Annotated in this window: 26 protein-coding genes and 1 pseudogene; 11 read left to right on the top strand and 16 right to left on the bottom strand. The window is 63.5% G+C overall.

Features of this window, described 5'->3' with window-relative positions:
• Positions 1–71 precede the first annotated feature (71 nt).
• Both AX735_RS20890 and AX735_RS20885 read left to right on the top strand, forming a co-directional pair.
• Positions 72–1,178 carry a phosphotransferase family protein gene (locus tag AX735_RS20890; protein ID WP_066284408.1) on the top strand — a complete coding sequence of 369 codons (1,107 nt, stop codon included), beginning with the start codon at positions 72–74 and terminating at the stop codon, positions 1,176–1,178.
• Positions 1,172–2,272, top strand: a complete 1,101-nt coding sequence (locus AX735_RS20885) for a hypothetical protein (protein WP_066284406.1) — start codon at positions 1,172–1,174, stop codon at positions 2,270–2,272. The genes AX735_RS20890 and AX735_RS20885 overlap by 7 nt, the downstream gene beginning before the upstream one ends.
• A gap of 3 nt (positions 2,273–2,275) precedes the next feature.
• Here the strand turns inward: AX735_RS20885 and AX735_RS26535 are convergent, their stop codons facing one another.
• From AX735_RS26535 to AX735_RS25385, 6 genes are all read right to left on the bottom strand, one after another.
• Positions 2,276–3,616, bottom strand: a complete 1,341-nt coding sequence (locus AX735_RS26535) for an RcnB family protein (RefSeq protein WP_066284405.1) — start codon at positions 3,614–3,616, stop codon at positions 2,276–2,278.
• A gap of 193 nt (positions 3,617–3,809) precedes the next feature.
• Complete coding sequence (locus AX735_RS20875) at positions 3,810–4,292, bottom strand: GAF domain-containing protein (RefSeq protein WP_066284404.1); 483 nt, start codon at positions 4,290–4,292, stop codon at positions 3,810–3,812.
• 24 nt (positions 4,293–4,316) lie between these two features.
• Entirely contained in the window at positions 4,317–4,724 is a 408-nt protein-coding gene (arfB, locus tag AX735_RS20870; RefSeq protein WP_060978855.1) for an alternative ribosome rescue aminoacyl-tRNA hydrolase ArfB, read from the bottom strand.
• Positions 4,717–5,409, bottom strand: a complete 693-nt coding sequence (locus tag AX735_RS20865) for an RluA family pseudouridine synthase (protein ID WP_066284399.1) — start codon at positions 5,407–5,409, stop codon at positions 4,717–4,719. The genes arfB and AX735_RS20865 overlap by 8 nt, the downstream gene beginning before the upstream one ends.
• 4 nt (positions 5,410–5,413) lie before the next feature.
• Complete coding sequence (locus tag AX735_RS20860; RefSeq protein WP_066284397.1) at positions 5,414–6,406, bottom strand: LLM class flavin-dependent oxidoreductase; 993 nt, start codon at positions 6,404–6,406, stop codon at positions 5,414–5,416.
• A 66-nt stretch (positions 6,407–6,472) separates the two neighbouring features.
• Complete coding sequence (locus AX735_RS25385; RefSeq protein ID WP_178084022.1) at positions 6,473–7,390, bottom strand: hypothetical protein; 918 nt, start codon at positions 7,388–7,390, stop codon at positions 6,473–6,475.
• 185 nt (positions 7,391–7,575) lie between these two features.
• On the opposite strand from AX735_RS25385, the gene AX735_RS20850 reads away from it, so the two are divergent.
• Both AX735_RS20850 and gpmA read left to right on the top strand, forming a co-directional pair.
• Positions 7,576–8,982 (top strand): cytochrome P450, encoded by a 1,407-nt coding sequence (locus AX735_RS20850; RefSeq protein ID WP_066284394.1) that lies wholly within the window; start codon positions 7,576–7,578, stop codon positions 8,980–8,982.
• Between the two features lie 177 nt (positions 8,983–9,159).
• Positions 9,160–9,846 (top strand): 2,3-diphosphoglycerate-dependent phosphoglycerate mutase, encoded by a 687-nt coding sequence (gpmA, locus tag AX735_RS20845; protein ID WP_066284392.1) that lies wholly within the window; start codon positions 9,160–9,162, stop codon positions 9,844–9,846.
• A 9-nt stretch (positions 9,847–9,855) separates the two neighbouring features.
• Here gpmA and AX735_RS20840 read toward each other — a convergent pair whose 3' ends face one another.
• From AX735_RS20840 to AX735_RS20805, 9 genes are all read right to left on the bottom strand, one after another.
• Positions 9,856–10,878, bottom strand: coding sequence for an adenosine deaminase (locus AX735_RS20840; protein ID WP_066284389.1), 1,023 nt, complete (start codon positions 10,876–10,878; stop codon positions 9,856–9,858).
• A gap of 148 nt (positions 10,879–11,026) precedes the next feature.
• Positions 11,027–11,584, bottom strand: coding sequence for a phosphoribosyltransferase (locus tag AX735_RS20835; RefSeq protein ID WP_066284434.1), 558 nt, complete (start codon positions 11,582–11,584; stop codon positions 11,027–11,029).
• Between the two features lie 58 nt (positions 11,585–11,642).
• Positions 11,643–12,059, bottom strand: coding sequence for a phosphate-starvation-inducible PsiE family protein (locus tag AX735_RS20830; RefSeq protein ID WP_082751235.1), 417 nt, complete (start codon positions 12,057–12,059; stop codon positions 11,643–11,645).
• A 30-nt stretch (positions 12,060–12,089) separates the two neighbouring features.
• On the bottom strand, positions 12,090–12,233 hold the full coding sequence (locus AX735_RS25380) for a DUF2474 domain-containing protein (protein ID WP_137775499.1): 144 nt from the start codon (positions 12,231–12,233) through the stop codon (positions 12,090–12,092).
• The gene (gene cydB / locus AX735_RS20825) at positions 12,233–13,234 is read right to left on the bottom strand and encodes a cytochrome d ubiquinol oxidase subunit II (RefSeq protein ID WP_066284385.1); all 1,002 of its coding nucleotides are present in this window, start codon (positions 13,232–13,234) and stop codon (positions 12,233–12,235) included. The genes AX735_RS25380 and cydB overlap by 1 nt, the downstream gene beginning before the upstream one ends.
• Complete coding sequence (locus tag AX735_RS20820; protein ID WP_066284384.1) at positions 13,231–14,664, bottom strand: cytochrome ubiquinol oxidase subunit I; 1,434 nt, start codon at positions 14,662–14,664, stop codon at positions 13,231–13,233. The genes cydB and AX735_RS20820 overlap by 4 nt, the downstream gene beginning before the upstream one ends.
• A gap of 145 nt (positions 14,665–14,809) precedes the next feature.
• Positions 14,810–15,718 carry a YghX family hydrolase gene (gene yghX, locus AX735_RS20815; protein WP_066284382.1) on the bottom strand — a complete coding sequence of 303 codons (909 nt, stop codon included), beginning with the start codon at positions 15,716–15,718 and terminating at the stop codon, positions 14,810–14,812.
• Positions 15,719–15,735: 17 nt separating this feature from the next.
• Positions 15,736–16,653: a haloalkane dehalogenase gene (locus AX735_RS20810; protein WP_066284380.1), complete on the bottom strand. Its 918-nt coding sequence runs from the start codon at positions 16,651–16,653 to the stop codon at positions 15,736–15,738.
• 143 nt (positions 16,654–16,796) lie between these two features.
• Positions 16,797–17,420 carry a TetR/AcrR family transcriptional regulator gene (locus AX735_RS20805; protein WP_066284378.1) on the bottom strand — a complete coding sequence of 208 codons (624 nt, stop codon included), beginning with the start codon at positions 17,418–17,420 and terminating at the stop codon, positions 16,797–16,799.
• An 816-nt stretch (positions 17,421–18,236) separates the two neighbouring features.
• Between AX735_RS20805 and AX735_RS20800 the strand changes: the two genes are divergently transcribed.
• The 3 genes from AX735_RS20800 to bfr all read left to right on the top strand — a co-directional run bounded on the left by AX735_RS20800 (position 18,237) and on the right by bfr (position 20,338).
• Positions 18,237–19,475, top strand: a complete 1,239-nt coding sequence (locus tag AX735_RS20800) for a DUF418 domain-containing protein (protein WP_066284377.1) — start codon at positions 18,237–18,239, stop codon at positions 19,473–19,475.
• A gap of 65 nt (positions 19,476–19,540) precedes the next feature.
• Positions 19,541–19,711 carry a (2Fe-2S)-binding protein gene (locus AX735_RS24675; RefSeq protein ID WP_066271165.1) on the top strand — a complete coding sequence of 57 codons (171 nt, stop codon included), beginning with the start codon at positions 19,541–19,543 and terminating at the stop codon, positions 19,709–19,711.
• 147 nt (positions 19,712–19,858) lie between these two features.
• Positions 19,859–20,338 (top strand): bacterioferritin, encoded by a 480-nt coding sequence (gene bfr / locus AX735_RS20795; protein WP_066284375.1) that lies wholly within the window; start codon positions 19,859–19,861, stop codon positions 20,336–20,338.
• A 60-nt stretch (positions 20,339–20,398) separates the two neighbouring features.
• Here bfr and AX735_RS20790 read toward each other — a convergent pair whose 3' ends face one another.
• Positions 20,399–21,301, bottom strand: a complete 903-nt coding sequence (locus tag AX735_RS20790) for a hypothetical protein (protein WP_137775498.1) — start codon at positions 21,299–21,301, stop codon at positions 20,399–20,401.
• 220 nt (positions 21,302–21,521) lie between these two features.
• Here AX735_RS20790 and AX735_RS20785 point away from each other — a divergent pair, with 220 nt between their 5' ends.
• From AX735_RS20785 to AX735_RS20770, 4 genes and pseudogenes are all read left to right on the top strand, one after another.
• On the top strand, positions 21,522–21,776 hold the full coding sequence (locus AX735_RS20785; protein WP_137775497.1) for a hypothetical protein: 255 nt from the start codon (positions 21,522–21,524) through the stop codon (positions 21,774–21,776).
• 28 nt (positions 21,777–21,804) lie between these two features.
• Complete coding sequence (locus AX735_RS20780) at positions 21,805–22,170, top strand: hypothetical protein (RefSeq protein ID WP_137775496.1); 366 nt, start codon at positions 21,805–21,807, stop codon at positions 22,168–22,170.
• A complete protein-coding gene (locus AX735_RS20775) occupies positions 22,167–22,439 on the top strand; it encodes a hypothetical protein (protein WP_066284368.1) in 273 nt (90 codons plus the stop codon). The genes AX735_RS20780 and AX735_RS20775 overlap by 4 nt, the downstream gene beginning before the upstream one ends.
• A 98-nt stretch (positions 22,440–22,537) precedes the next feature.
• Positions 22,538–22,822 (top strand): annotated as a pseudogene (locus tag AX735_RS20770) (lipase); the annotation flags it as partial.

Below are 22,822 nucleotides of genomic sequence, written 5' to 3'. Positions count from 1 at the left end.
GCAATTCGCCCTCGCTTGTTTAATCGTACGATTAAACAGTCACCGGACGCGATCCGGTGGAAAGGAGAGCGATGCCGGGATTTCCCACGCGAGCGGAAGAGATCAGCCGCGAGTGGCTGCAGGCCACGCTCGATGCCAGCGATGCGCTGCACGGCGCGCAGATCACCTCGCTCGATATCGCGCCGATCGGCACCGGTCAGGTCGGCGATACCGTGCGGATCAACCTGGGCTATGATCGCCCTGCCCCGCACGCGCCGACATCCATTGCCGCGAAACTGCCCTCGCGCGATGCGACCAGCCGTGCAACGGCAGCGCATTTCCGGCTCTATCTGCGCGAAGTCAATTTCTACGCGCGCGTCGCCCCGCACATCCCGATGCGAGTTCCAAGGGTCTATGCCGCGCTGATCGACAAGGCGGGATGCGATTTCATCCTGCTGTTCGAGGATCTCGGCCCCGCCCGGGTGGGCAACCAGCTCCATTCGTGCACGCTGGCGGAGGCCGAGGCAGCGGTGCGCGAGGCGGCCTTGCTCCACGCGTCCACCGATGGCCTCCCGTTGCTCGACGAAGACTGGCTGTTGCCGGACCTTGCGGCGCGCGACTGGATCATCTCCGCCTATCCCGGGGCCCAGGCCATTTTTCGCGAGCGCTATGCCGGACAGATCGAGCCCGAATATCTCGATATCTGCGAACAGCTGGCCACGCATTGCGCCGCGTGGTTCCATTTCACCCCATCGACGCGCTGCATCACCCATGGCGACTACCGGCTCGACAACATGCTGTTCGACATCCGCGGGGGTGCCGAGCCGCTGGCGGTGGTCGATTGGCAGACGTGCGTAACCGGCGGCGGGACCAGTGATCTCGGCTATTTCCTGGGGACGGGGATCGGCACCGAACTGCGGCGTGCGCACGAAATGGACCTGATCGACCTGTACTGCGCCGAGATGACCCGGCTGGGCGTGCCGCGCCACCGCGCCGACATCTGGAACGAGTATCGCATCGGCGCGCTGACCGGCCTGTCCACCGCCGTGTTCAGCGCCGCCTTTGTCGAGCGCACCGAACGCGGCGATGCCAATTTCCTGTCGATGGCCCGAGGCGCCTGCAGCCTCGCGCTCGACCATGGCAGCATTCAGGCGTTGCTCGACCATGCAGAGAAACAAGCGGAGACAAGCACATGCTGACCAAAGGTGATGACTTTCCTCTGCACCAGACGGCCGAGCCGATTGCCTATTCAGGAACCGACCGCAACTTCTACGACCGCTATTTCTTCAACGGCTATAACCCCGATGGCAGCGGCTTTTTCGCGCTGGCCTTCGGTGTCTACCCGCACCTTGACATAGCCGACGCCAGTTTTTCCTGCATTCGCAATGGCGTGCAGCACAATCTTCATGCATCGCGAGAACTTGGGATGGAGCGGATGGACCTGGAGGTCGGCCCGATCCGGATCGAGGTGATCGAACCGCTCCGTGTGCTGCGCGTGCATGTCGATGGCGAAGGCATCAGGGCGGAACTGACCTTTACCGGTCGCGCCTTCCCGATCGAGGAACCGCGCTTCAACTTTCGCAACGGCCCGCGCACCTTCATGGACTATACGCGGATGACGCAGAATGGCCATTATGCCGGCTGGATCGAGGTCGATGGCGAGCGGATCGCGCTCGCACAGGGGTGCAGCGGTACCCGCGATCGAAGCTGGGGGGTGCGACCAGTAGGCGCCGCCGACATGCAGCCGCATTCGGCCAGCCGCCAGCCGTGCTTCTTCTGGCAATGGACCCCGGTCAATCTGGAGCGGCGCAGCCTGTTCTTCCATTTGAACGCGCATCGCAGTGGCACGCCATGGAACACTCGTGCCGCGATCGCCCCCGATGGCGCGGGACATGACGGCTTTGTCGAGACCCCCGCCGCGCGCATGACGACCCGTCATCATCCCGGCACCCGCTGGCCAGCGGGCGGCGAGCTCAGCATCGAAACCGATAGCGGGCCGCTGATGGTGACGTTCGAGCCGGTGCAGCGCTTCCAGATGCGTGGGCTTGGCTATACCTGCCCGCGCTGGGGCCATGGCCTCCACCATGGCGCGCTGGCGGTGGAGCGTGAGGAATTCGATCTCGCCGCGCTCGATCCGCTCGCCCCCGACATGGGCAACCTGCACGTGCAGATCCTCTGCCGCGTCACCACCAGCGACGGCGAGAGCGGCATGGGCACGTTCGAGCAGCTGGTGCTCGGCCCCTATGATCCCTGGGGGCTGACCGGCTATGTCGACACGCCGGTCAGCAGTTGAACATCACTTGCGATAAACGCGCACGTTCTTGCTGCGGTGATGCACCACCGGAGCATGGTGCGCGGGTGCGCCTTCGGTCACCACGACGGTCTCGTTGCAGTTGCAGCTACCTGGCGTGATCGTAATCGTGGTGACGATCGGCGGCGGATAATAGTAATAATAGCCCGGAGGCGGCGGCGGATAGCCACCCGGCTGGCCGGGTGCGACCGGCTGCTGCGCCAGCAGCCGCTTGCAACGCTCGCGATCCTCGGCCTTGTCGATCAGCATGCCTGCCAGCGCGCCCACGCCTGCACCGATCAGCGTACCGCCGGTACGATTGCCGCGGCCAGCAATGCGGTTGCCCGCCAGACCGCCGATGCCGGCACCGATCGCCGCACCGCCGAGTCCGTTGTCACGCCTGCAGATTTCCAAGAACGTCCGATCATCAAGCTGCGCATAGCCCGAGCCCGGCAGCGGCGGCGCGTAAGCAGGGCCGGCCACCGGCGGCGGCGGCGCATAGCGCGCATCATACCCTTCCGCGCGTTCGGCCGCGAGAAGCCGCTTGCAGCGCTCGCGATCTTCCGCCTTGTCAATTACCATTCCGGCGATCGCGCCGACGCCCGCGCCGATCAGCGTGCCGCCCGTGCGATTGCCTCGACCGGCGATGCGGTTGCCTGCCAAGCCGCCCACGGCAGCCCCGGCCGCTGCCCCGCCCAGGCCATTGTCACGGCGGCATGCCTCCAGAAACGCGCGCTCGTCCACCGGAGCATAGGCAGGTGGCGGGGGCGGCGGCAGATCGGGATCGAAGTCGACTCCCGCATCATCATCGGCCTGGCGGCTCCAGTGCGTACCCTGAACGACGTCATCATTGCCCAGCAACAGGCTCTTGTCATAATTATAGGGGTCGTAATCGGGCGAATAGGTCTGCTGCACCACGGTGGTGGTAGCGCCCGGCCCCGCCTGCCAGTTGACGCCCTGCACGCTGTCATAGACCCGGCCGTTGCGATCGGTCAGCACCGCATCGTCGTAATAGCGCGACCAGCCGAAACCCTGGGCTGGACGCGGCAGCCGGTAGCCCTGCCAGTTGGCGATATAATAGGTCGGCGCGATCCAGACGCGCGGAAGGATGAAGCCACGGAACGGACGGACATAGGCGGGCGCGCCCACCGGAAAACGCACGCCATAGCCGGGACGGACCACCGGGGTACCGTTGAGCGCACTCGACAGGTGAAGATCGACCGGGCCGGCACCAGCCTTTTTCCAGGGCGATTCGGCGGCTTGGGCCGAACTCGCCATCGCACTTGCAGTCATCAGGCTGGCAGCAAGGACGGCGTGACGCATCGAAGCAAAGGCGCGGCTCTTCATGGTTAACTCCCCTTGGGCAAACACCAGGTGATCCGCAGCAGCAGCGCGATCCTGGTCGCGCGGCCGCCCGGATTTGTTAAGCCTTTGTTAGCATTTGCACAGCGAGCGTACCATCGCGCGAATGTAAAACCGGCGCGCCGCCAGGCCGTTGTTTCAATATGGGGCAGACCGGGATGGCGGGGTTAAGCGCGGATCAGATGCGCCCTGCCAGACTGCGGGCCAGCCGCTCGATCCCGGCCTGATCATCAGCGTCAAACCGCTCCATGCGGGGGCTATCGAGGTCGATGACATGGGTAACCTTGCCCTCGTGGATCACGGGCACGACCAGCTCGGACTGGCTCGCCGCGTCGCAGGCGATATGCCCGGGAAAGGCGTGCACATCCTCGACGAGCTGGGTTGCGCCGCTGGCCGCGGCGGTGCCGCACACCCCGCTGCCCAGAGCGATGCGGATGCACGCAGGCTTGCCGACGAACGGGCCCAGCACCAGCTCGCCTTCGACCATGCGATAGAACCCGGCCCAGTTGAGATCGGGCAGGAATTGCCAGATCAGCGCCGCGACATTGGCCATATTCGCCACCCCGTCGGGCTCGCCATCGATCAGTGCCATGGCGGCAGAATGCAGGTCGTCATAAAGCTGCGCCTTGGGAGCGTTGGGATCAATATCGAATGCGTACATGTTCTTAGGTCCAGTTTGTGAGATTCAATCGAAGGAAACCCTGCCCCGGTTCTTCTTGATGGTGGAGCGGTTCTTCTTGCCTGCCAACCGCTCGGTCTTGCCGACCCGGTTGAGGCGTGACTTGGCGCGAACGGCGGGGAGGTCATGCGCTTCGGCGAGCAAGGCGGCAAGCCGTTCGCGCGCCTCGCGGCGGTTCGCCTCCTGCGTCCTGTGACTGCGCGCCTGGATGACGAGTTCGCCATCCTGGTTGATCCGGCTGCCCGCCAGCGCGCGCAACCGGCTGTACACCAGCGGCGGCAGGCCAAGCGCGAAGATGTTGACGTGCAACTGCACCGCCGTCGCCACCTTGTTGACATTCTGACCGCCAGGTCCGGAAGCGGTGATAAATCGCTCCGAAACAATGGCATGATCCGGAATATTGATATCAGCCATCAGCATTCGCCGGTTCGGCAAAACCCAGCTTGCGAAAACGGTCCGGCAGGGGAGCGTGCGCGACAATCGGCGGCTTGCCATCGCGCGGAACCGTCAGGTGGGCCGCGTGGAGCATCAAGCCGGCGGGATCGGCGCGACCATAGACCGGATCTCCGACGAGCGCATGACCCAGCCCATGCAGTGCATGCACACGGATCTGATGGGTACGGCCTGTCTCGGGCCGGAATTCGACCAGGGTCTTTCCACCCACCACCGCCACTTGCCGCCAGTGCGTCACGGCGCGCTTGCCTTGGGGAGAAGGGACGATCCGCCATCCATCCATAGCGCTGCTTGTCTTGGTCAGGGCAAGCTCGATCGTTCCGTGCTCCTGCGTCAGTGCCCCTGCGATCACCCCCCAATAGAGTTTGCTCACCAGCCCGCTCTCGAACGCGGCACCAAAGCGCTTCAGCGCCTTGGCATGCCGCGCCAGCAACAGACAGCCCGAGGTGTCCTGGTCGAGCCGGTGCACAGGTTGCGGTTCGCGCTGAAACCCGAACCGCAGCGCGGGAAGGAAATCCTCAAGGCTGCGCCCGCCCTTTCTCGGGCGACTGACCGGCAGGCCGGCGGGCTTGTCGATCACCAGCGCTTCGCCATCGCTGAAGGGCAACGTAGCTTGGGCACAGAAATCGGGAAAGACTGGCGGCATGGGTTCAGGCCGCTTCGACCAGCGCCATGCTCTGCGCGAACAGTTCGATCGCGCGCAGCCGGTCTTGCTGGTGGTAGGCGTTGCACGAGATCATGACCTCATCTGCGCCAAAGGCCTGGGCCAACGCCAGCACCTTGCTCCGCACCGCATCGGGCGTACCGAATGCGGCGATCCGCGCCTGCGCACCGATGATCATCGCCTCGCGCTCGGTAAAGCCCATGTCGCGGCTTTCCTCGGGCGATACTGCCGGCTGCGTCCCGCCGCCGAGAAGGCGCGCGATATTGAGAAAATAGTTCTTGCGCAGCAACTCGGCGCGCTCGGCATCGTCGCAGGCAAAGGCGGTGGTCGCAAGCATCACATAGGGCTCTGCCAACTGCGCGCTGGGCCGGAAATTGCGCCGATACAGATCGGTAAGCTCAGGGCTGGCCTGCGGGTTGATGAACAGCGCCAGCGCATAGGGCAGGCCTAGGGCACCCGCCAGCATCGCGCTGTCCGGGCTGGTGCCGAGAATCCAGACCGGGACATCGCCCGCCGGCTCGGGACTCAACGTTGGTTCGGTCAGGCTCCCGTGCATATAGCCAACCAGATCAGCGACTTGGCTCGGAAACTCGCGAAAGGATGGAGGGTGCGGGGCGGACAGGGCTGCGGCAACGCGCATCTCGCCGCCCGGCGCGCGGCCGACGCCGAGATCGATCCGGCCAGGATAGAGATTGCTCAGCACCGCAAACTGTTCGGCGACCTTATAGGCACTGTAATGCGGCAGCATGACGCCGCCCGATCCCAAGCGGATGCGCCGGGTATGCGCGCCCATCGCCGCGATCAGGATTTCGGGCGCGCTGCCGCACAGAAAGCGGCTGGCATGATGTTCGGACACCCACAGGCGGTGATAGCCCAGCCGGTCGGCCAGCCGCGCCGCCTCGAGCGTCGCCTTCAGGGCATCGCTGGCAGGGACGTCGGCAAAGCGCACCGACTGATCGAGAAGCGAGAAAAGCGTCATGCCCTCAAGAATAGGGCTTTCGGGGCGGGTCACAAGCCCAGCTGTCACCCGCCCCTGCGAAAACGATCAATCCTCGCGCACGTCCTGGGGTCGAACCCCGCCGCTATCGGACACTCCGCCGGGACCCCGCGGGCGAGAGCGTTCGATGATCTGGGGCGGGCGTTCCTGACGCTGCGGCCGCTCTGCCCGGGGCGGACGTTCGGCGCGCGCTGGCGGAGTGAAGCGCGGCTGAGCGCCCGGTTGCGGCTGGCGCATCTCGGGCCGCGCGCGACCTTCGCCCCTGCCCTGCCAATTGCCCCTGCCCTGGCGGTCACCACGCCCCCGCCAGTCGCGCCCCGCGCCCTGGGGCTGCCCCAGCTGATCCTGCTGGCGCTGCTGCCAGCGCTCCAGGCGCCGCTGGCGGTCTTCGGGGGTCAGCCCGCCCATCCGTTCGCGCTCGCCGCGCCGCGTGCGGGGGAATTCGGGATTGTCGGCCTGCCGTTCGCGCCGCCAGTCGCGGCGGTCGTCAAGCGTCTCGCGGCGGTCGCGCCGCCAATCGCGCCGGTCATCCCACCCTTCACCGCGCCGATCATCGCGGAACTCGCGCCGATCGGCCCGGCGCTGCTGGTAATATTGCCAGCGCTGCTGCCCCCAGTAGCGGCGATGCCTGTCCTGCATGGCGAAGCGGCGGCCGCCGGGGCGATCGTAGATCCAGGTGCCATAGCCGGGATAATAGAAATTGTCCCAATATCCCCCGCCAAAGCCGATCTGGCCGAAGCCATAGCCATAGTCGCAGCCATACCAGCTGTCCCAGGCGGAGAAGCCGTCGCAATAGGGATTGAAGCCGCCAGCATAGCCGCTGCCGACGCCCACCGATACGCCGCCATAGCCATCATAGCCGTCCAGCCCATAGACACAGCCCGAAAGCGAGGCCGCTCCGAGCGCCAGCGCAATCATCCGCGCCGCGCGGGCACGGGTTTTCTGCAAGTAGGAAACAGGGTTCAACGCATCATCCCCTAAGCCGCAAGCCAGGCGCGGCGGGCCGCCGGAGCGGGGCTCCGATTTTCCGTTCATACAAACCGCGAGTTGAATTAACGATGAATGGCATTTCGGATGCGACGGATCGCTTGCTAACATAGGTGTCAGTTGGTATTTAATGGATCGATTAAACCAGAGCAGAGGATTCCCCCATGGCCACCGTGATCGCTCCGCCGCGCGAGATGTTTCCCGACCACACCATCCAGCGTGACAGCGGCAATCCGCACTGGACGCGGATGCCGGGCCCCGGATCGCTCGACCATATTCCGGGCGAGGACGGCCTGCCGATCGTCGGCGTCACCTTCAAGATGCTGGCCGACCCCGAGAGATTCGGCAACGAAATGCGCGAGAAATATGGTCCGGTTTATCGCACCAATGCCTTCGGCCGACGCCAGGTCGCACTGTTCGGCGCCGATGCCAATGAGCTGGTGCTGTTCGATCGCGATAAGCTGTTCTCGTCCGAACAGGGCTGGGGACCGGTGCTGAACCTGCTGTTCCCGCGTGGACTGATGCTGATGGATTTCGACCATCACCGCGCCGATCGCCGCGCATTGTCGATCGCGTTCAAGCCCGGCCCGATGCGGCACTATTCGGAAAAGCTGAACGAGGGCATTGCCGCGCGCGTTGCCGAATGGGCAAACCGCGACATTCTGTTCTACAGTGAAATCAAGAAGTTGACGCTCGATCTTGCGGCGACCTCTTTCCTCGGCATTCCCTGGGGGCCCGAGGCGGACCGGATCAACAAGGCCTTTGTCGATATGGTCCAGGCGTCGATCGGCGTCGTGCGCCGTCCCCTGCCCTTCACCAAGATGGGGCGCGGCGTAGCGGGCCGGAAGTTCCTGGTCGATTATTTCACCCCCGAGGTGCAGAAGCGCCGCGAGCAGCAGGGTCCGGACATGTTCAGCCAGTTCTGCCGCGCCACCCGCGACGATGGCAGCCTGCTCACCACCGATGAGGTGGTCGATCACATGAACTTTCTGATGATGGCGGCGCACGACACCATCACCTCATCGGCCAGCTCGCTGATCTGGTTGCTCGCGCGCCACCCCGAATGGCAGGATCGCATCCGTGCCGAGCTGCTCGAACACGCGCCTGCGGGCACGCCGATGCCCTATGATTCGCTGCCCAATCTCGAGCTCACCGAAATGGCGTTCAAGGAAGCGCTGCGGATGATCCCGCCAGTGCCCTCGACCCCGCGCCGGGCGCTTCGCGATTTCGAATTCGGCGGTTATCGCATCCCGGCCGGAACCCCGGTCAGCATCAGCGCGGCCTTTACCCACAAGCAGGAAGAGCACTGGCCCGAACCGCACCGGTTCGATCCGATGCGCTTCACGGCAGAAGCGACGCGCAACCGGCACAAATATGCCTGGGTGCCGTTCGGCGGCGGCGCGCATATGTGCCTGGGGCTGCACTTTGCCTATATGCAGATCAAGGTGCTGCTGCACCACGTGCTCAGCCAGCACCGCATCGTCACCGAGCCCGGCTATGCTCCCGAATGGCAGGCCTGGCCGATCCCGCAGCCGCGCGATGGCCTTAAGGTCCGTTTCGAGCGGATCTGACGGCCCCAGCAGACAAAGTTGCTCGTCACCCCCGCGAAGGCGGGGGTCCCGCTTGCTGCACGGCTGCTTTGCCAAAGCGGGATTACCGCGTTCGCGGGAATGACGATAGAGAACGGGGGTTGCGCGGGGCAGCGCCTGCGCTAAACGCGCACGCAATCGCAACAGGAGACGCCCGAAATGCCGCAGCTTGTCCTTATCCGTCACGGCCAGTCGCAATGGAATCTGGAAAACCGCTTCACCGGCTGGTGGGATGTCGACGTGACCGAAAAGGGCGCGGAGGAAGCGCGCGCCGCCGGGCGGCTGATGCGCGACAAGGGCCTCGATTTCGACATCGCCTTCACCTCGCTGCAGACCCGCGCGATCAAGACGCTCAACCTGGCGCTGGAAGAGATGCAGCGGCTGTGGCTGCCGGTCGAGAAGGACTGGCGGCTGAACGAGCGCCATTATGGCGGGCTGACCGGGCTCGACAAGGCCGAGACTGCCGCCAAGCACGGCGACGAGCAGGTGCATATCTGGCGCCGCAGCTTCGACATTCCGCCGCCGCCGCTCGACGCCGGATCGGAATTCGACCTGTCGAAGGACCGCCGCTATGCCGGGATCGCCATCCCCAATACCGAGAGCCTGAAGGATACGATCGCACGCGTGCTGCCCTATTGGGAAAGCCGCATCGCGCCCGAGCTCAAGGCGGGCAAGCGCGTGATCATCTCGGCGCACGGCAATTCGCTGCGCGCGCTGGTCAAGCACCTGTCGGGCATTGCCGACGATGCGATCACGGGTCTTGAAATCCCGACCGGCCAGCCGATTGTCTATCAGCTCGACGACAATCTGGCCGAGGTCGAGCGCTATTATCTCAGCGAGCGCTGAGGCGCACGGTCAGGCGAAATGCGCGTCATAATGGTCGATCTCGGCCAGCAGATGCGCTTTCGCCGCCTCGTCGAGGAATGACCCGCTGAAGCTGTTCGCCGCGAGCGTGCGCAGCTCGGCGCGGTCGAGATCGAGCGCTGAGGCGATCGCGCGGTAATTGGCGTTCACATAGCCGCCGAAATAGGCAGGATCGTCCGAATTGACAGTCGCACGGATGCCGGAGTCCAGCATGCGCTTGACCGGGCTCTGGGCGATCTCGTCGATCACGCACAGTTTCAAGTTCGACAGCGGGCAGACGGTAAGCGTCATGCCCTCGCCCGCGATGCGCTTCACCAGCGCCTCGTCCTCCAGCGCCCGGTTGCCATGGTCGATCCGGTCGACATTCAGGATGTCGAGCGCCTCTTGGACATATTCGGGCGGGCCTTCCTCGCCGGCATGTGCAACGACCTTGAGTCCCAGCGAGCGCGCGCGGGCGAAGACGTTGCGGAATTTTGACGGCGGATGGCCAACTTCGGAGGAATCGAGCCCCACCCCGGCGATCTTGTCGAGATAGGGGATCGCCTCGTCGAGCGTCGCCTCAGCGCTCGCCTCGTCGAGATGGCGCAGGAAGCATAGGATGAGGCGCGAGCTAATCCCCCATTGCTTCTCGCCATCGGCCAGAGCGTCAGAAATGCCGGTGATAACGTCAGCGAACGGCACGCCGCGCTCGGTGTGGCCCTGCGGGTCGAAGAAGATCTCGACATGGCGGACATGGTCGGCATGCGCGCGCTCGAGATAGGCCCAGGTCAGGTCGTAGAAATCCTGCTGCTTGAGCAGCACGCCCATCCCTTGATAATAGATGTCCAGAAAATCCTGCAAGTTACTGAAATTATAGGCCTGTCGAATCTCCTCGACGCTTGCGAAGGGAATAGCGACGCCGTTGCGCTGCGCCAGATCGAACAGCATCTCGGGCTCGAGCGAGCCTTCGATATGCAGGTGGAGTTCGGCCTTGGGGAGGCCAGCGATATAGGCGTCGCGCTGATCGGGTGTCATGGGATGAGGTTATGCCAAGGGCGGCCGGAGGACGCAATTCCCGTCACCGCTTTTAGTCACCCCCGCGCACGCGGGGGTCCCGCTTTTCTCACCAGCAAGGAAGCGGGATTCCCGCGTTCGCGGGAATGACGATTGGATGTGTGCCGTTCTATTCGCCCAGGATGATCCCCGCCCCCGGCTTGTGCGCACGAATCTCGTCCACGCTCAGCCCCACGATCTCATGCGGAAAAACCAGCCATTGCTCGGTCTCGTGCACGTAATAATCGGGGGTCATGTCGGTCTGGTTGCGCGAGGGCTTGTAATAGACGGTCGCGATCCGCCAGTCGTGCGGCATGTTGTAGCGGCACTTGGCGGCAAGTTCATGGATGAAAGCCTGGATCGACTTGCCGCTGTCGAACACGTCATCGACCACCAGCAGCCGGTCCTCGGGGCTCAGCGTGTCGATCAGATAGCCCAGTGCGTAAACGCGCACGTCCTTGCTCTGCTGGTCGATGCCGTAATAGCTTGCGGTTCGGATCGCGATATGGTCGGCATCGACGCCATGATATTCGAGCAGTTCCTGTACCGCGATGCCCACCGGGGCTCCACCGCGCCAGATACCGACGATATGCGTGGGCTGGTAACCGCTCTCGATCACCTGCATCGCCAGCCGATAGCTGTCCTCGAGCAGGGAATTCGCGCTGATATAGTGTTTCTGGGTGGTCATGAATGCGGGCCCCGGTCGCGAGATGCGTCCCGCCTTCATGCCAGCCGATCGGCGCGGGTCAAGCCCTGCCGGCGCGGGTGATGACCACCGCGGAAATGGCCAGCAGCAGAATGGCTCCGGCCTCGAACAGGATCTTGTCGGGCGACATGTCCTTGCCCTGGAGAACGATCAGCCGCGCGAGCGCGGTGATGGCGATGAAGATCGGATAGACGAAGGGCGATCCGCGCCCGGTATAGAAGACCGCGATCATGCCGATTACCTCGGTATAGAGGAACATCAGCAAGATATCGGCGAGCGAAATGGTGCGCGCCGCGATGATGCCACCGACCTCGATCCCTGCCGCCGCCATGGTCATCAGCGCGATCAGCACTAACAGCAGATGCTCGATCAGGTGAAAGCCGCGCACCGCCATCGTATCGTCGCCGAGGCGCGGGCTGGGAGCGTCGGGGCCAGGAGGGTCGGCCGGTTCCGTCATGCCGCAGCATAACATGCGCGCGGCCAGGCGTCAGGCGTTAATCCACCACCGGATGGCATAGGCGACCGTCCCGACCACTCCGACCGAGATCAGCCAAAGCGCAGCCATCCATCCGAGCTTCTGGCTGAGCGGGCGGGCATCGCCGCGGTCGGGATCATCGGTATCGGGCAGCATCAGTGATAGCCCTCGTCCCCCACCTTGCCGCGGAACACCCAATAGGCCCAGGCGGTATAGCCAATGATCAGCGGCACGATGAACAAGGTGCCGACCAGCATGAACGCCTGGCTGCTCGGATGTGTCGCGGCGTCCCAGATCGTCACCTCGTCGGGCACGACATAGGGGAACATGCTGATACCCAGCCCGATCATACCGAGCAGGAACAGCCCCAAAGTCAGCAGGAACGGCGCGTAGTCGTGCCGCAGCCGCAGCGACCGGAACAGCAGGAAAGCGATGACCGCGACGAGCAGCGGCACCTGCGCCGAGAACAGCACGCTGGGGAAGGTAAACCAGCGCGCGAAATATTCCGCTTCGAGAAACGGGGTGTAGAGGCTGACCGCGCCGAGTGCGATGAGGGTCGCGGGGAACAGCTTCCAGCTCATCCGAAAGGCATGGTCCTGCACCGGGCCCTCGGTCTTCATGATCAGCCAGGTCGAGCCAAGCAGGCCATAGCCGATTACCGTGCCGATGCCGGTCAGCACCGAATAGGCGCTCAGCCAGTCGAGCCAGCCGCCCGCATAGGCGCGCCCCTCGACCTCGACCCCCTGGAGCAGCGCGCCCAGCGTCACCCCTTGCGCAAAGGCGGCTACGAACGAACCGGCGGTAAAGGCGAAATCCCAGAAAGGCTGGTGATTGGGGTCGCGCCAGCGGCCCTCGAACGCCACGCCGCGCAGCACCAGGCCGAGCAGCATCGCGATGATCGGCGGATAGATCGCGGGCAGGATGATCGCATAGGCGAGCGGAAAGGCGGCGAGCAGCCCTCCCCCGCCCAGCACCAGCCAGGTCTCGTTGCCATCCCAGACGGGCGCGACCGAGTTCATCGCCTTGTCGCGCTCCGCCCCGCGCCCCAGCGCCGGAAAGATGATGCCGATGCCGAGATCGAACCCGTCCATCACCACATAGGCGAACACGGCAAAGGCGATGATGAACGCCCAGATGATGGTGAGGTCGATGGTCATGCGCCCTCCTCCATCATCGTGCCGCTGCGGCCGCGCTGTGTGCTGTCGGCCGCTGCAGGCGTGATGCCTGCGCTGCGCAGCGGGCCCGATGCTGCGGCTTCCTCATGCCCGGTGGCGGGCTTGCTCATGAGCTTCAGGATATAGGCGGTCCCGGCGCCGAACATGACGAAATAGGTCAGGATGAACGCGACCAGCGAGGCCCCGACCGCCGGGGCCGCGAGCGGCGAGACGCTGTCTGCCGTGGTGAGCAGGCCGTACACGGTATAGGGCTGACGGCCGACTTCGGTCGTGATCCATCCTGCGATGACCGCGACGAAGCCCGATGGTCCCATGACGATCGCGGCGCGGTGCAGCCACGGCCAGTCATAAAGCCTTCCGCGCACCCGCGCGAGCAGGCTGAACAATCCGATGCCGAGCATCGCAAAGCCGATGCCGACCATCACGCGAAACGACCAGAAGACCATGCCGACCGGGGGCCGCTCGGCTTCGGGCACGGTATCGAGCCCATTGAGCGGCGCATTCAGGTCATGCTTGAGGATCAGCGACGAGGCCTTGGGAATTTCGATAGCATAATCAACGCGCTGTTCCGCACTGTTGGGGATGCCGAACAGGATCAGCGGCGCGCCATCGGGATGGCTCTGATAATGGCCCTCCATTGCCATGACCTTGGCCGGCTGATGCTCGAGCGTGTTGAGCCCGTGCATGTCGCCCGCGAAGATCTGTAAGGGGGCGACCAAAGCGGCCATCCACATCGCCATCGAGAACATCCGCCGCGCGCGATGATCGGCCTTGTTCTTGAGCAGGTGATAGGCCCCGACCGCGCCGACGACGAACGCGGTGGTCAGGTACGCCGCCATCACCGTATGGACGAGCCGATAGGGGAAGCTGGGGTTGAAGATGATCGCCAGCCAGCTGTCACCCGGCACGAACTGGCCATTGGAAGCGATTTCGTAGCCCGTCGGAGTCTGCATCCAGCTGTTGACGCTCAATATCCAGAAGGCGGAGATGAAGGTGCCAACCGCGACCATCAGCGTCGCGGTAAAATGCAGCTTGCGGCCCACCTTGTCCATGCCGAACAGCATGACGCCGAGGAACCCGGCCTCGAGGAAGAAGGCGGTGAGCACTTCATAGGCCATCAGCGGGCCGATGACCGGGCCGGTCTTGTCCGAGAATACCGACCAGTTGGTGCCGAACTGGTAGGACATGACGATGCCCGAGACGACGCCCATGGCAAAGGCGATCGCAAAGATCTTGCGCCAGTATTTGAACAGGTCGAGATAGGTGCTGTCGTTCGTCTTCAGCCACAGCCCCTCGAGCACCGCGAGATAGCTCGCGAGCCCGATCGAGAAGGCCGGGAAGATGAAGTGAAAGCTCACCGTGAAGGCGAACTGGATCCGCGCGAGCAATAGCGCGTCAAAACCGTCGAACATCGGCGCGATCTCCCGTCTCGCTCCGCCGCCGAACCTGTGGCGGGGCTAGCCGACCAAAGACTGGCCGGTCCCTGTCACATGCCTATGACAGGGGGTAGGATGCCACAATGCGACAGATTGTCCAAGCGCACGCCGGCGCGCCGGCTCAGGCTTTCAGATATTTGCTGAAATGCGCGAGCGTCCGCTCCCAGGCAAGCTTCGCCGCCGCCTCGTCGTAACGCGGGGTAGTGTCGTTGTGGAAGCCATGGCTGGTGCCGGGATAGAAATGCGCCTCATAGGTCTTGCCGTTGGCCTTGAGCGCCGCCTCGCATTCGGGCCATGTCGCATTCACCCGCTCGTCATTCTCGGCAAAGTGGATCAGCAGCGGTGCCTTGATCGCCGGCACCTCCTCGGGCTTGGCCTGGCGTCCGTAGAACGGCGCGGCCGCTGCGAGATCGGGATAGGCCACGGCCAGCGCATGGCAGACGCCGCCACCATAACAGAAACCCGTGACGCCGACCTTGCCCGAGCTCTGCTTGTGATCGCGGAGATATTCGAACCCGGCGAAGAAATCCTCCATCAGCTTGGCGGGATCGAGCGAGGCCTGCATCGTGCGGCCCTGGTCGTCGGTGCCGGGATAGCCGCCGAGTGACGTCAAGCCGTCGGGACCAAGCGCCAGATAGCCCGCCTTGGCAAGGCGGCGCACGACATCCTCGATATAGGGGTTGAGACCACGATTTTCGTGCACCACAAGCACCGCAGGCAGCTTACCCTTGGCCTTCGCAGGCCAGGCCATCAGCCCCTTGACCGTGCCATGGCCTTCGGGGCTCTTGTACTCCACACGCTCGGTGCGGATCGCCGGATCGTCGGGCGATACCTGCTGCGCCAGTGCATAATCGGGGCTGAGCTGGCTCAGGATCATCGCACCCGTCACGCCCGCTGCCGCATAGCGCCCGGCCTGGCGAATGAATTCGCGCTTGCTCAGCTTGCCGTGCACATAGCCGTCGAAAATCTCGAGGATATGCGGGTCGAAATCGCTGGCGCGCATCCGGCGGGGGGTGATGGTCTCGGTCATCGATGATCCTCTCTTGATCAGGCGGTCGGCAGGTCGCCAAAAGCTGCAAGCGCGGCCCGGGCGATTTGTTCCCCCCATTCCTGCACGAAATGGCCGCCATCGGGAATGATCATCGGTTCGGGGCAGCCGCGAATGATCGCGCGCAGCCGCGCCATCGGCTCCACTCCCAGCACCGGGTCCGCGGCGCCGACCGCCATGAAGCTCTCGCCCGACCATCGCTCGGACCAGAAGCGCGCCGCCGCTTTGCCATGTTCGACCCCGGGCATATCGGGCGACACGGGTACCAGCGCGGGAAAGACCTGCGCCCCGGCCTTGTATTCCGGCCCCGGATAGGGCGCGTCATAGGCGGCGATCTCCTGCTCGGTCAGATGCGGCGTGCCGCGCGCGATGATCCGCCCGACGGGCAGATCGGGCGTCGACAGCGCGTAATTCTTCCAGGCATCGAAACCCGGACCGGGGCTTGTCCCCTGGCCGATCCCCGTGTTCATCACGATCAGCCGCGCAAGGCGCGCCGCGAAACCGGCGTCGGCCGGCAGCGTCAGCCCGAGCAGCCCACCCCAGTCCTGTACCACCAGCGTAATGTTCCGCAGGTCCAGCCGCTCGACCAGCCGCAACAGATGGTTGCGGTGAAAGTCGAAACTGTAATCCTGCTGCCTCACCGGCTTGTCCGAACGGCCGAAGCCATACAGGTCCGGCGCGACCACCCTCGCCCCGCTTTCGAGAAACACCGGGATCATACGGCGGTAGAGGAACGACCAGCTCGGTTCGCCATGCAAGCAGAGGAAAACGCGGTTGGCATCGGCAGGCCCGGTGTCGATCCAGGCGGCGCGCAGGCCCTCATAACCGGGCAGATCATCGGCATAATGCACGGGATAGTCGAAGTCCGGCACGGCGGCGAACGCCTCGTCCGGGGTACGCAATGCCTCGATGGTCATGATCGCCTCTCCTTCTGCCTGGCTTTACGCTTTGTTTCGTTCCCTGACATCGCCGCGTTACGGAGGTACGCCGACCCCGCTAGACCAAGGGGAATCCCGCCCAGACCGATCGGTCCATCCACGAAAAAACCCCGAAAACCGGGCTATCCTCGATCGACCATGGTGCAGAGCATATCCGTGACCAGTGTGACCGGCGCCGCATCGTGGCGGCTGCGGGCGAGCACCAAGGCCCCTTCCTGCGCAGCGATGATCGTCGCGGCCATGTCGCGCGCCCGCGCCACCGCGACGCCTTCGGCCATCAACCAGCGCGCCAGCCGCATCTCGATCCGCTGGTAGGCGATGCGCACCGCCTCGCTGAGCGGGCCATTGGCCCCGCCCTGTTCCTGACCGATCACCGCGAGCAGCGAGCCATCGAGCCAGTCGGTCCGCTGCAGCCAGGCTGCCGTTACCTCGGCCAGCCGACGCAAAAAACCAATCATATCAAGGCCGCTGCCCGACAGCCGGTCGATCGCGGCAAGCGAGGATTCCGCGATCCGGGTAACACAGGCCTCGGCCAGTTCGGGCTTTCCGCCCGGGAAATGATGGTAGAGCGAACCCTTGGGCGTTTCCGACAGCGCCAGGATCTCCGCGAGACCGATCGCATGATAGCCGCGCTGCTGGAAAAGACGGGTCGCGACGCTGATCAGCCGCTGACGGGTGGGATGCATGTCGGATGCCCCGTCGGCAGGGCCGGAAAGGGCGGCGGGATCGAGCAAAAAAGCCAGCATAGACCGACCAGTCTAGCGGCGGCCCGTCCGCTGTCAAGCGGAGGCCGTTTTGGCGCTCGTTTAGCAGTCCAAAGGCCCGGTTCGAGCGCCCAAAACCTCCCGAAACGCGTGCATATTCCGTCAACCTTTGCTCCTGCCGCGTTAACCTTTCGATAATCTGTTGGCGACCTGTGGTTACGAACCGGTAAGCCCAGGTTAAAATCAGAATAATGGGGCGACCGGTCCATGACCGCCGGAATGGGCAATCAGGGACACATCCAATAGAGGCTCTAGAACGAAACCCAAGGATTGAGCGCAAGGCTCTGCTTTTACGTACATATTTTCAGGCCGCCGAAGAGTTAACAAAAGATAAACCCGGCCATTCCATCTGTTAACCTAGGTTTCCAGATCCTTGACGCGTTTGGCTGGACCGAGCGTTCCGGCGACAGCGGGTCGCAAACCGGATTTTCTGGTCCGCCTGGTCCATTAACCTTTTGTCCATCGACCGGACGGTCCATTTGCCCGCTTTCCGGGTCCAAAATGGGCTCTGCAGACACCCGACACCCCCTTCACGAGACCGGAATCGGTCCTTGAAACGTCCATTTCGGCAGGTCGGGCTGGACCGTCCGGTTTGCCGCCCGACCGGACGGTCTCCGGAGAGCGCCGCAATTGGACCGGCTGGTCCACCGGCCGTTTGCCTCGGTCGCCACCGCCAATCGGCCCGACGTCGCAGCCAGCCCCCCCACCCGTTCGGCCATTGCAGCGGGCTGTCAGCATGATACACCCGAGAACAGGACCCGGGGGCACCGACAGGGTCCACCACCAGGGGGGCACAGCATGACGCAATCCGATCGCCACATAACGCTCGATGCCATTCGCGGGTTTGCGGTGATGGGCATCCTGCTGCTCAACATCGTCGGCTTCTCGATGCCCGACGCGGCCTACGTGAACCCGGCAGCCTGGGGTGGCACCGATCCGCTCAATGCGGGGGTCTGGGCGGTCAATTTCGTGCTATTCGACGGCAAGATGCGCGGACTGTTCAGCGTCCTGTTCGGCGCGAGCATGCTGCTGGTGATGCAGCGCGCCGAGGCTGCAGGGCAGAACCCGCGCAGCGTCCACCTCAACCGCATGGCCTGGCTGTTCGTGATCGGCACCGCGCATTTCATCCTGCTCTGGTGGGGCGACATCCTGGTGCCCTATGCGATTTGCGGCACGCTCGCGCTGTTCTTCGTCAACAAGGACGTGAAACAGCTGCTGCGCTGGGCCATCATCCTCTACGTGCTCTATTTTCTGCTGAGCTTGGTGATGGCTGGCGGCGGCTGGGCGCAGGCGATGCGGGCAGCCGCACCGGGTGCGGATGCCGAACTGGTCAAGGCCTCGCAAGAGATGCTGGCAAGCTTCGGCAAGCCCGGCACCGAGCAGATCGCCGAGAGCCTGGACATCTATCGCAGCGGCTGGCTGACCATATTCCACCAGCATCTCGAATTGTTTCCGGACTCGCTGGTCAGCACGCTCCTCATCTTCACGATGGATACGCTGGCCATGATGCTGCTCGGGATGGCGATGCTCAAGAGCGGCTTCATCCTGGGTCTCTGGCTGCCCGAGCTCTACAAGAAGATCGCCTTGCGCGCGTTTGCCATCGGCATCCCGCCGATGATCGCGCTCGCCGTCTGGGTGATGCTCAGCGGCTATGATACCGTCATCACCTTTGCCGCTTTCTTCAGCCTCTCCTTCCCTTTCCGCGTCGTGATGACCGTGGGATGGGCCGCAGGCCTGCTCTGGCTGGTGGTGACGCACCGTGACAGTCCGTTGATCGCCCGTATCGCGGCTGCAGGGCGCGCGGCGTTCAGCAACTATCTCGGCACCAGCGTGGTGATGACCTTCATCTTCTATGGCTGGGGTCTTGGCCTTTTCGGCCGGATCGACCGCGCGACGGCGATGCTGTTCGTCTTCGCCGCCTGGGGAATCATGCTGACCTGGTCCAAGCCCTGGCTGGAGCGCTACCGCTTCGGCCCGGCCGAATGGCTGTGGCGCTCGCTCGCGCGCCGCAAGCTCCAGCCGATGCGTTTGCGATAGAATCGCAAAAAGACTGTTGCGATGCGTTCTCAATATCGCTATCTCGGCGACCACAGGAGAGACGCATGGTTGTTTGCATCTGCAATGCGATTCGGGAACAGGATCTGAAGGACGCTCTGCGCGATGGCGCAGCCCGCCCGGCAGAGGTTTACGCCCGGCTCGGTCGGCGTCCCAAATGCGGCCAGTGCCTGTCGTTTGCGCAAAGCATTATCAGCCGGGAAACTGCGACCGCCTAGCAATAGCCCGCCAAAATCCGTTTGAAATTCAAGTATTTCCCGCGCTGCAGCGGCTTCCCTTCCGTAAATAATGGCGCTATTGTGCGCTCCTGAAATCATCGCACCTGCATGGCCCGGGACGAGCCAGCAGGTTACAGGAGCATCATCATGAAGGGCGACCCCAAGGTCATCGAATTTCTCAACGACGCGCTCAAGAACGAGCTGACGGCGATCAACCAGTATTTCCTGCATTCGAAGATGCTGGCCAACTGGGGCATCAACAAGCTCGCCAAATACGAGTATGAGGAATCGATCGACGAGATGAAGCACGCCGACAAGCTGGCGGACCGCATCCTGTTCCTCGATGGCCTGCCCAATTTCCAGCTGCTCGGCCGCCTCAAGATCGGTGAGACGGTGGAAGAAATCCTGAAGGCCGACCTCGCGCTCGAGAACGAGGCGATCCCGCTGCTCAAGGAAGGCATCGCCTATTGCGAGAGCGTCCGTGATTACGGCACGCGCGACCTGCTCGCCTATATCCTCAAGAGCGAGGAAGAGCATGTCGACACGATCGAGGCGCAGTTCGACCTGATCGAACGCATGGGCATCCACAATTACATCCAGCTTCAGTCGAGCCCGGTCGAGGATTGATTGGACAAAGGCCGGGGCGGACGTAAACCCTCCCCGGCCCTTTGCAGCGGTGGCGGACAATTACTGGATTGCAGCAATTTCCTTCACCATTTCGCTCGCCATCTGGTTGCGGTGGACGGCCGCGCTGCGGTTGACGGGGATCTTGTAGAGTGCCTTAAGCATTGCGCGATCGAGATCGCTCATTCCTGACGGCCTGTCCTGCGGATCCGCCTGAAACAGGGAGACGATGCTGCTGGCGTCCGGCGATGCATCGAGGCGCGTTCGTGACAGGATCCCGAACGCGAGGTAGTCGCTGAGCGCATCGAACGAGACATTCGACACGCGCGGCACATCGACCAGAACGGTGACGCCCTTGATGCTCAGTTGGGCAGGACTGTTGAGACGGCTGAGTGCACCCTCGTTGATCACGGGCAGATCCAGCAGCGCAGCCGGATTCTGCCCAAGAGCCGGTGCGTTCTGGGTGAGCCCGCGCCCACCAAGCCCCTCGATCACTTGTCCATAGAACCATCGCACCGGCAAGCCGGGTTGCGACAGAGTCCGGCGCTGCTCCTTGGTCGAAGTCTGCAGCAGATCGGAACGCTTCAGTTCGACTTCGGCATAGACCGAATCGCTGTCCAGAACGAACAGCAGCAGCACGTTAGGCGCGCACTCGCCGCGGGCCACCGTGGCCCCCACATTGCGAGCCGTCGCTTCGATCCGATCGATCAACGGCGTGGCCACTTCCGGTCGAAGTCCAATGGCGCCGATGCACAGCGGATCCGCCCAGCGGGCATTCTGGTCTGCCTGAGGAATGGCCAGAACGGCGCGTGTATAGCGCCGCGCCATTTCGAACGCCTCACCGCGAGTCATGCGCGTACCAGTGACAACGATCGTCTCGTCTTCGCTCGCTCGGGTTTGGGCCGCCACCGGACTGGCCAGCAATGCCCCCAATGCCAGGCCCGCAAGCAATTTTCCGCAATTCATAAAACGGCTCCTCGCTCAATCATCCGGTCACGCACGACAACTGACCGATACTTTTACCCGAGATCGCAGATCCATCACATAGATAAACTAACACTGGATTATCGCGCTTCAAACACAATTCATGTTCACTTTGGATGAATAATGGGCGGCAATCATATTCAAAGATTTGCAGAAAACAGCTGCTGCCATGCGTTGCCGTGAGATTTTCGAGGAAAGGAACATGACGCGACAGGACGAAATGACAGGCAGGAATGCAATCAAGGCAGTGCAGCTTCATATCCTGCTGCCGCTGATCGCGATCGTCTGTACAGCCGCAACGGGGAACAATGGAAACGTTCTGCAGCAGAACAGGCCGTGGAAAATGGATCATGCCACCAATGCCCGCGACCTCTCGGCGACATTTGATCAGGGCAAATCCGAGGTACAGGCGCAATTATCCGAGTCGCGCCGCAGGACGGCTTTCGCGTCACGCTGATCGGCGCGCATCTTGGTTATCAGAGTGAATGCGAACATGGGCGCAGCTTGAGTTTCGCCCGGCGATGGAGGAAGCCGCGCTTCCCTATGTCACCAATAGCAGCGTTGCCCCCAACAACGCCTGGATTTCGGCGGCTTTTTCTGACTTGATGCGGCTGGACAATCGAGCCCGACAGAATTCAGGGTTGGCCGAGCTGCCCGATATTCCCCCCGCCAGCGAGAAGGCGATCAATGCCTTGTATGTCAAGCTGTCAGGCCGGGATCCGTTCACGCTCGATCTCGTGCCAATCGGCGCGCCGATGGCCGCCATACGACCTGCACCGACGATCTGGTTCGATCCTGGGGCTACAACCCTGCCGAGATTGCAAAACGGCAAAGTCGGGCACGGCCTGTGACCAGTCCTGCCCGCTGGGCACAACCCGAAGATTATCCCAGCGCCATGCAGACGCGCGGCGCTTCCGCCATCGTCGATTTCCGCCTGGCGACCAACGAGATCGGCTTGTACACTGATTGCCTCGTACTGCGATCGACCACGGCGCCCACGATTGGGCCGTACAGCTGCGAAGTGATCAAGCGACGGGCCCGATTTGCGCCTTCGCTCGAAAAGGACGGCACGCCGACCAAGGACATCTATGCCAATCGCATATTCTGGCAAATGGGCTGATTTTCGACCAATGCAGCAGCAGGCGGATTTGGCGGTGGACCGGCTGCCGATCAGCGATTAGCCTCTCGATTAAACCAGAACGAGAGGGATTTGCCAGAATGACCGAAGCCGCAGAGATCGAGCGCGAAACCACGAATGCAGATGCGCCCTTTGTCCGCCCGGATGTGGCGATGATGCTGGCCATGATGTCGGCGGCAGGCGCGCCGCCGATGAACGAGATGGCCCCTGCCGACGCGCGCGAAGCCTATCGCATGATGCGGTTCATGGGCGATGCCGATCCCACGCCGCTCGCCATCATCCGCGACCTGACCTGCCCTGGGCCGAAAGGCGACATTCCCCTGCGCTATTACGACGCGCGCGAAAACCGCGAGGCGGGGCCGGCG

The sequence above is a fragment of the Blastomonas sp. CCH1-A6 genome, from assembly GCF_001556365.1.
GTDB lineage: Bacteria > Pseudomonadota > Alphaproteobacteria > Sphingomonadales > Sphingomonadaceae > Blastomonas > Blastomonas ursincola.
This window is presented reverse-complemented; position numbering and strand designations above follow the sequence as displayed.